The sequence below is a fragment of the Synechococcus sp. W55.2 genome (assembly GCF_047461635.1).
Lineage (GTDB): Bacteria > Cyanobacteriota > Cyanobacteriia > Thermostichales > Thermostichaceae > Thermostichus.
On record NZ_JANSHM010000056.1, the window covers coordinates 1 to 7387 of the forward strand.

The 7387-nt window shown below is 57.6% G+C and carries 9 protein-coding genes; 6 read left to right on the plus strand and 3 right to left on the minus strand.

The genetic code is table 11. The features are described from left to right. Positions 1-150: 150 nt before the first annotated feature. Together NW828_RS10750 and ureG are read right to left on the minus strand one after the other, a co-directional pair. Positions 151-954: an urease accessory protein UreD gene (locus NW828_RS10750; protein ID WP_414383781.1), complete on the minus strand. Its 804-nt coding sequence runs from the start codon at positions 952-954 to the stop codon at positions 151-153. After that, positions 951-1613, minus strand: coding sequence for an urease accessory protein UreG (ureG, locus tag NW828_RS10755; RefSeq protein WP_414383783.1), 663 nt, complete (start codon positions 1611-1613; stop codon positions 951-953). The genes NW828_RS10750 and ureG overlap by 4 nt, the downstream gene beginning before the upstream one ends. A gap of 59 nt (positions 1614-1672) precedes the next feature. On the opposite strand from ureG, the gene NW828_RS10760 reads away from it, so the two are divergent. Next, the gene (locus NW828_RS10760) at positions 1673-1927 is read left to right on the plus strand and encodes a hypothetical protein (protein ID WP_414331870.1); all 255 of its coding nucleotides are present in this window, start codon (positions 1673-1675) and stop codon (positions 1925-1927) included. A 164-nt stretch (positions 1928-2091) separates the two neighbouring features. Next, a complete protein-coding gene (locus NW828_RS10765) occupies positions 2092-2649 on the plus strand; it encodes a carboxymuconolactone decarboxylase family protein (protein WP_414383785.1) in 558 nt (185 codons plus the stop codon). Between the two features lie 57 nt (positions 2650-2706). Here NW828_RS10765 and NW828_RS10770 read toward each other — a convergent pair whose 3' ends face one another. Beyond that, complete coding sequence (locus tag NW828_RS10770) at positions 2707-3030, minus strand: DUF3288 family protein (protein WP_414383787.1); 324 nt, start codon at positions 3028-3030, stop codon at positions 2707-2709. A gap of 170 nt (positions 3031-3200) precedes the next feature. Between NW828_RS10770 and NW828_RS10775 the strand changes: the two genes are divergently transcribed. Genes NW828_RS10775 through ndhI form a run of 4 tightly spaced genes read left to right on the plus strand, consistent with a single transcriptional unit; the run spans position 3201 to position 6458 of the window. After that, positions 3201-4385 carry an NAD(P)H-quinone oxidoreductase subunit H gene (locus tag NW828_RS10775; protein ID WP_041437160.1) on the plus strand — a complete coding sequence of 395 codons (1185 nt, stop codon included), beginning with the start codon at positions 3201-3203 and terminating at the stop codon, positions 4383-4385. 29 nt (positions 4386-4414) lie between these two features. Beyond that, positions 4415-4618 (plus strand): hypothetical protein, encoded by a 204-nt coding sequence (locus tag NW828_RS10780; protein WP_414331866.1) that lies wholly within the window; start codon positions 4415-4417, stop codon positions 4616-4618. Between the two features lie 56 nt (positions 4619-4674). Continuing rightward, positions 4675-5796, plus strand: coding sequence for an NADH-quinone oxidoreductase subunit NuoH (nuoH, locus tag NW828_RS10785; RefSeq protein WP_414331864.1), 1122 nt, complete (start codon positions 4675-4677; stop codon positions 5794-5796). A gap of 38 nt (positions 5797-5834) precedes the next feature. After that, positions 5835-6458 carry an NAD(P)H-quinone oxidoreductase subunit I gene (gene ndhI, locus NW828_RS10790; protein WP_414344323.1) on the plus strand — a complete coding sequence of 208 codons (624 nt, stop codon included), beginning with the start codon at positions 5835-5837 and terminating at the stop codon, positions 6456-6458. Positions 6459-7387: the final 929 nt, after the last annotated feature.

The following is a 7387-nucleotide window of genomic DNA, read 5'->3' on the forward strand; positions in this document are numbered from 1 at the left end:
CACAGCTTCATCAAAGCGCATTCCTCCCGGCACTGACCCTACGGGTACAGTGCGGGGCTCCTGCGATTTCTAGCTGAGAATCCGTTGAGCAGCGTTCAAAGGACTCCGTCCCGGCCTTGGGTCAACCGGTTGGTTTGAGTCAGCCTTAGTCTACCACCCCTGGGGTGAGCCACCCTTGGCTTGAGCAAGCTGTAGTGCAACCTGGCCAAAATGCCGCCAAATGGCCTCTGCCTGTGGCCCCACCTGGCGCAGAATCCAACCCTTACAGATGGGATCCGGAGACTTGACCAGCCAGTATGGGGACTCCGTTCCGCTGATGTGAACGGTCAGCCAAGTGGGTTCCGGCCAATCCCCCAGCAAGTACAGGGATCCCCAACAGAGATGGGATCCCAGCACTGACGCGGCGGAGACCTGCCGATGGGGAAAGTGCAGGTCTATGTGTTCCTGCAGCCAGAGTTTTCTCCCCTCGGGGGAGGATGGGATCCCAGCAGTGACCCAAACTTGCAAGCAGTTGGCAAGATGTTCAAACTGCCAGCGTTCGTCCATGGCCAGCCGTCCGGCAGTCCAGATCTCGGCATAGGCCAGGCGGGCTGTGGGATCCAGTTCGATCTGCACCTGCTGGCGAAAGTCTGCCCCTGCCCCCGGAATGGTCGGGTGAGGGATCCAGATCAACTGGCTGGTGGGGGCCAGCTTGACCTTGACCTGTTGCCGAATCAAGCCGGGATGTAGCCGCATTGCCCCTTGGGTGCGAATTTCCAGCGCCGAGCCTGGCCCCAGCCCGATCTCGATCCGGTGGCGATCCCCACCCAGCAGGCCACCGTTGGGGTTGCGCAGGTAGTAGACGGGCGGTTCCCCAAGGGATCCCAGCCATTGCAAGGGAGCCTGAGAATACTCCCAAATGTGGGTATGGTCGCCTCGGCGGGTTGCCTTCAAGATGGCCTTACCGAAGTTCACAGGCGGCTCACCGAGGGGGAATTGGCCTTGATGGGGCGAAACAGCACCTCCCGCTCCAGCCAACTGAGAACCTGCTCCAGCCCCTCGCCCGTGCGCAGGTTGGTAAAGACAAAGGGCCTGTCTCCCCGCATACGACGGGCATCCCGTTCCATCACCCCCAAGTCTGCCCCCACATAGGGAGCCAGATCGATCTTGTTGATCACCAACAGGTCGGAGCGGGTGATCCCCGGCCCCCCCTTGCGCGGGATCTTGTCCCCTTCGGCCACGTCGATGACGTAAATGCAGGCGTCCACCAGCTCAGGGCTGAAGGTAGCTGCCAAGTTGTCCCCCCCCGATTCCACCAAGATGAGATCCAGGGGGCAAAAGCGGCGCTCCAGCTCCTGAATGGCGTCTAGGTTGAGGGAGGCATCTTCCCGAATGGCGGTGTGGGGGCAGCCGCCGGTCTCTACGCCAATGATCCGCTCTGCCTCCAGGGCCTTGGCCCGCACCAAAAACTCGGCATCCTCGCGGGTATAGATATCGTTGGTCACCACCGCCAAAGACAGGTGGTCCCGCAGCGCCAAGCAGAGCTTTTCCACCAAAGCGGTTTTTCCAGATCCCACCGGGCCGCCAATGCCAACCCGTACCGGCTGGGAAGTTTGCGCAACTTTGCCCGACATCGGATACCTGCTCCTCTTTTTGGGCATTCTAGAACCAGATGCTTGCAAGGGATCCGAGTATGGTTCGGCTTTTGGTGGCAACTGCTGTGGTGCTGGTGGGATTTTTGCTGGTTAACCGCCTCTATCGCAACCCGCTGAGTTCGGAGCCGAGACCAGAGCAAGCCAGCCCGGAAGCTGCCCAGCAGGGGATCCCTCAAGGTGGGCCGCTGCAGATTTACCAATCGCGGGATCAACTGCAGCAAACCCTCAACCAAGGGGCCACAGCCACCCAGCAGCAGGTGGAAGCCGTTGAGCAATCCTTGGGCAATCCTTGACAGGTTGCAAGCCCTGCAGGAGTGTCTGGAACGAAACCAAAAGACCAAGGCCCCCTTCTCAACGGGAGAAGGGATCACTCACCAAGGCTGTGAATCCCCCTTAGGCTTGGGCGGATCCCCCAGACGCGCTAAAGTCGAGAATGCTGCAATTTTACAGACTGTCCATGCGGATCCCTCCTGTTACCCCAGAGAAAGCCGATAAGCAACTGCAAAAGGTTTACGAAAGCCTGGAGAAAACCTACGGCACCGCCCTCAACCCCCTGCAGGTGATGGCCCACAAGCCCCAACTGATGCGAGCCGTGATGAACCTGTACGGGGCGCTGCACACGGAAAACCCCAACCTGCCTGAAGAGCTGAAGGAGCTGGTCAGCATCCGCATTGCCCAAATCAACGGCTGCCGCCACTACTGCCTTCCCTACCACACCCTGCAGGCGCAAAAGTACGGCGCCTCCCCTGCCAAAATTGCGGCGGTGGCCCAGGCCCGCACCAGCACCCTCTACACCGAAGCGGAGAAGCTGGCCATCGAGTACGCCGAGCGGATGACCGTGCCCAGCATGGTGGTCACCGATAGCTTCTTTGCCCAGCTAAAAGCCATTTGGTCAGATGAAGATCTGGTGGAGCTATCGGCTTGGATTGGCTTTATGAACTTCTGGACTAAGGTGATTGCCGCCCTGGATGTGCCTTTGGATCCCATCTTTGCCGAGCAACTTCACGTCTCATGAACAACCGGCAAACTCCCCTCTCTCAGGGGGGTAAGGGATCCCGACCCAAACCCTCCACTAGGCCCAGTCGTCTCGCGTGCTAAAGCTGCGGTCGTACACCTGGCCGCGGGCATGGATCTGGCGAGTCCGGGCGAACAGCTCTTCTTCGCTCAGGCCCCACTGTTCCAGGATTTGATCCAAATCCCGCTGCAGATCCCAGGCGCCGGGGAAGCCGTGGTAACGGATGCGCAAACGGGCAACTTCCGCCAGTACCCAATCCGAGAGGGGCCTCTCCTGGGCCTGTACCATCAGCTCATCGAGCACAGCCCGGTCGGTGGCATACTGCGGATGTTGCTGCTCTCTCCGGGATGGGCCATTCGCGGGTGAACGGGATATAGCCATCGGTCTCCCTCCTTTTTCTCTCACTCTAGTTGAGTTCCCCTGGAGATTTTCAATATCGAGGATTGGGATCCTTGATGGCATGGGATCCCGAGAAGGCAGAAGAAAACCGCTATACTGCAAATGTTGCAGACTATAAACATTCTTCAGTTGCGGAGGCGGCGGCTATGCCCATGCCCATGATCGAGACCCGTACCGACCGGATGTTGCTCAACTTTGGGCCGCACCATCCCTCCATGCATGGGGTTTTGCGCCTGCTGGTCACCCTAGACGGTGAAAACATCGTCGATTGCGAACCGGTGATTGGCTACTTGCACCGCGGCATGGAAAAAATCGCCGAAAACCGCACGGTGGTGCAATACCTGCCCTACGTCTCCCGTTGGGACTACGGGGCCGGCATGTTCAACGAGGCCATCACCGTCAATGCCGTTGAGAAACTGGCCGGGATCAGCGTGCCCAGACGGGCCAGCTACCTACGGGTGATCATGCTGGAGCTGACCCGCATCACCAACCACCTGCTTTGGTTTGGTCCCTTCTTGGCGGATTTGGGCGCCCAAACCCCCTTCCTCTACGCCATGCGGGAGCGGGAGTGGATCCTAGACTTGTTTGAAGCCGTCACCGGCATGCGCCTGATCAACAACAACTATTTCCGGGTAGGCGGCGTAGCAGTGGATTTGCCCTACGGCTGGACGGAAAAATGCCTAGACTTTTGTGAGTATTTCCTGCCCAAAGTGGATGAGTACGAACGGCTGGTGACCGACAACCCCATCTTCCGCCGACGGCTGGAAGGGGTGGGAGCCATCTCCAAGCAGGATGCCATCAATTGGGGGCTGTCCGGCCCCATGCTGCGGGCCTGTGGCGTCAACTGGGATCTGCGCAAAGTGGATCACTACGAATGCTACGACGACTTCGACTGGGAGGTGGCCGTTTATCCCGAAGGGGATTGCCTAGCCCGCTATCGGGTGCGCATGAAAGAGATGCGCGAGTCCTGCAAGATCGTGCAGCAAGCCGTCAAGGCTTTGCCAGGAGGCCCCTTTGAAAACCTGGAAGCCAAGCGGATGCTGGAGGGGCCGAAGTCGGAGTGGAACAAAGGGGACTACCAGTTCATTAGCAAAAAGCCTTCCGCCAATTTCAAGATCCCCAAAGGGGAAGCCTACGTGCGGGTGGAGAGCGCCAAAGGAGAGCTGGGCATTTACATCGTGGGAGACGACAACGTTTGCCCCTGGCGCTGGAAGATCCGACCCCCCGGCTTTGTCAATTTGCAAGTGTTGCCTCAGCTCATTCGCGGCATGAAGGTAGCCGACATGATCGCCATCCTCGGCAGCATTGACATCATCATGGGCGAGGTGGATCGCTAAGATACTTACGGAAAGCGAGGACAAAGGCAATGGCCTGGGCGATCTTGGTTCTGCCGCTGTTGATTGTGTCTGTCATTGCTGCGATTATTGGCCCCAAGCAATGGGCTAAGTACCAAGAGGAAAGGCGCCGCCGCGCGGAGGAGCTATCCGATGCTCGCCTTCAGGCCATCATCCAGCAGGAGCTACGCCGCCGCAACCGTCCCCCCCAATCGGATCCCAACGGCAAGACCTAGCTACAGGGATCCCAAACCCTACCCAACCCGCCATCTCTAGGGAGCTACTCACCCCCATGACAAACGCTGGTATCGACCTACAACTTGGCTTCGAGACTGCCCTACAGAACCTAGGCTTGGGAGCAGGCGCAGCCCATGCCCTCTGGATGCCCCTGCCGATGTTGCTGCTGATCATCGCCGCCACCTTGGGGGTGATGGTCATGACCTGGCTGGAGCGAAAAATCTCGGCAGCAGCCCAACAGCGGATTGGCCCCAACATGGCCGGCCCTCAGGGGGTGCTGATCCCGATTGCCGATGGCATCAAGCTGCTGACTAAAGAGGATGTTCTGCCCATCCTGGCCGACCCGGTTTTGTTCACGCTGGGGCCGATATTGGTTTTCCTGCCCGTCTTTTTGTGCTACCTGGTGGTTCCCTTTGGCCAGAACCTATTGATCTCCAACATTGCCATTGGCGTGTTCTTCCTGATCGCCACCTCCAGCGTGCAACCCATCGGTTTGTTGATGTCGGGCTACGGTTCCAATAACAAGTACTCCTTGCTGGGTGGGCTACGCGCGGCAGCTCAATCGATCAGCTACGAACTGCCGCTGGCCCTGTCAGTGTTGGCCGTGGTGCTGATGAGCAACGGTCTGGACACGGTGGGGATCGTGGAGCAGCAGAGCGGCCTGGGCATTCTGAGCTGGAACGTCTGGCGGCAGCCCATTGGCTTTGTCATTTTCCTGATCTCGGCTCTGGCGGAAACGGAGCGGATCCCGTTCGATTTGCCGGAAGCAGAAGAAGAGCTGGTAGCCGGTTACCAAACGGAGTACTCCGGCATGAAGTTTGCCCTCTTTTATCTGGGATCCTACGCCAACTTGCTGCTGGCTTCTCTGATTGCGGCAGTGCTGTACTTGGGGGGTTGGTCGTTTGTGGTGCCGGTGGAAACGATTGCTGCACTTGCCGGGATTCCTTTGGATAACCCTTTCTTGCAGATCGGCGCGGCGGCCTTAGGCATTGTCATGACGATGGTCAAAGCTTTTATCTTCATCTTCTTGGCCATCCTGCTGCGCTGGACCTTGCCGCGGGTGCGCATTGACCAACTGCTGGACTTGGGGTGGAAGTTTTTGCTGCCCGTATCCTTTGTTAACTTGCTGCTGACGGCAGCCCTAAAGCTCGCCTTCCCCACCTTTTTTGGGGGTTGAATGAGAAGTAAAGAGGCCAGAGAGGGAGAACATAGACCATGACTTTTCTAAAGCGTGTCAAAGAATATGTGGGCGATGCCTTCCGAGCTGCCAAATACATTGGCCAAGGGATGGGGGTTGTCTTCGACCACATGGGCCGGCGCCCGGTAACCGTGCAATACCCCTTCGAAAAGCTGATCCCCTCTGAGCGCTTTCGGGGACGCATCCACTTCGAGTTTGATAAGTGTATTGCCTGCGAGATCTGCGTTCGGGTTTGCCCCATTGATCTGCCGGTGGTGGATTGGGCCTACAACCCAGAGCTGAAGAAAAAAGAGCTTTACAGCTACAGCATTGATTTTGGGGTGTGCATTTTCTGTGCCAATTGTGTGGAGTTTTGCCCCACCAACTGCCTCTCGGTAACCGAGGATTATGAGTTGGCTACTTACGACCGCCATGACCTCAACTACCATCAGGTGGCGATGGGCCGTTTGCCCTCCAAGGTAACTGAGGACCCAATGGTGACCCCACTGCGGGAGTTTGCCTATCTGCCCAAAGGGGTAATCGATCCCCACGACTTACCTGCCGGATCCCAGCGTGCCGGTAAACGACCCGAAGAGATTTTGGCGGAAATGCGCGCTGCCAAGGCAGCCAAAGAGAAGGAAGCCAAAGCTGCAGTGGAGTAGTCGGAACAGCCAACGGCCTAGATTGCTGGTGGAGAGACCTATCCCTAGGGGCAAAGAGAGTGTGAACTTACCCGCAGATTCCCCTGAGGCGGCTAACCCGCTAAAGGCTTGGGCGACAATTCCGCTCCTGCGAACTGTTTGCGAAGTGTTATGGTAAAGCGAATGGAAGCAGTTGACTGGGAGCAACGTTCAAACAGTTTCATCATAGGGTTCGGAAGAAAAAGAACAGGCAGCCGCCCCCTCTTACTAGGAAGGAGGCTAGAAGCACGGAGGCTAGCGAAGAACGCTGGCTGCAACTAGGGTTGTAGGTAGCCATCGCAAATCTCTAACAAGAAAACGAAATTAAGAGCCAAAGCTGCTTGCAAGGTTTGCCAACCCCCCTTCAGGGAAACCGAAAGGCAGGGTCACCCATATGGTAGGTACCCAAAGGGACATCAAAACCCGGCGGCAGGGCAACTGCTAAGTCTCCAGGGGAAGAAACGGCAGAAATACCCATAGCATCCTCACATTTCAAAAGGGTAGCCTTCCACGCCTGAGCAACCTTGAGCCAAAGGAAAACCAATCGCCTAAACACAGACAAAAGCTAGTTTACGGGAATGCTAGGTCCAAGGTTGAAATAAGTCGTGCTGCCAGGGTTAGTTGTGTTGTCGAAGGTGCTAAGGGTGATGGTTCCCACTGTGATGGGCGCTGGGGAAGGGATAGCAGGGGTGATACGAACCTGACCGCCAAAGGGAAGGATAAACGGAGCCGGGAAGGTGACGACATCCCCAGACACCGATGTGGAAGTGGCAATAACTGTGCCGTCTGCCTGAGTAATAGTTACCGTTGCAGCTGCAGGTAAGCTAGGGATTGTGATCCTTGGGCCAGAAGGTATGGGCGTGGGTGTAGGCGTCGGGGTGGAAGGAGGCGTCGGCCTAAGTGTGGGCACG

What these genes read in the sequence shown, in the direction of transcription:
- NW828_RS10765 (WP_414383785.1), top strand. Translation starts at nt 2,092, where the DNA reads ATGCGGATCCCTCCTGTTACCCCAGAGAAAGCCGATAAGCAACTGCAA.
- nuoH (WP_414331864.1), top strand. Translation starts at nt 4,675, where the DNA reads ATGACAAACGCTGGTATCGACCTACAACTTGGCTTCGAGACTGCCCTA.
- NW828_RS10760 (WP_414331870.1), top strand. Translation starts at nt 1,673, where the DNA reads ATGGTTCGGCTTTTGGTGGCAACTGCTGTGGTGCTGGTGGGATTTTTG.
- NW828_RS10770 (WP_414383787.1), bottom strand. Translation starts at nt 3,030, where the DNA reads ATGGCTATATCCCGTTCACCCGCGAATGGCCCATCCCGGAGAGAGCAG.
- NW828_RS10775 (WP_041437160.1), top strand. Translation starts at nt 3,201, where the DNA reads ATGCCCATGATCGAGACCCGTACCGACCGGATGTTGCTCAACTTTGGG.
- ureG (WP_414383783.1), bottom strand. Translation starts at nt 1,613, where the DNA reads ATGTCGGGCAAAGTTGCGCAAACTTCCCAGCCGGTACGGGTTGGCATT.
- ndhI (WP_414344323.1), top strand. Translation starts at nt 5,835, where the DNA reads ATGACTTTTCTAAAGCGTGTCAAAGAATATGTGGGCGATGCCTTCCGA.
- NW828_RS10780 (WP_414331866.1), top strand. Translation starts at nt 4,415, where the DNA reads ATGGCCTGGGCGATCTTGGTTCTGCCGCTGTTGATTGTGTCTGTCATT.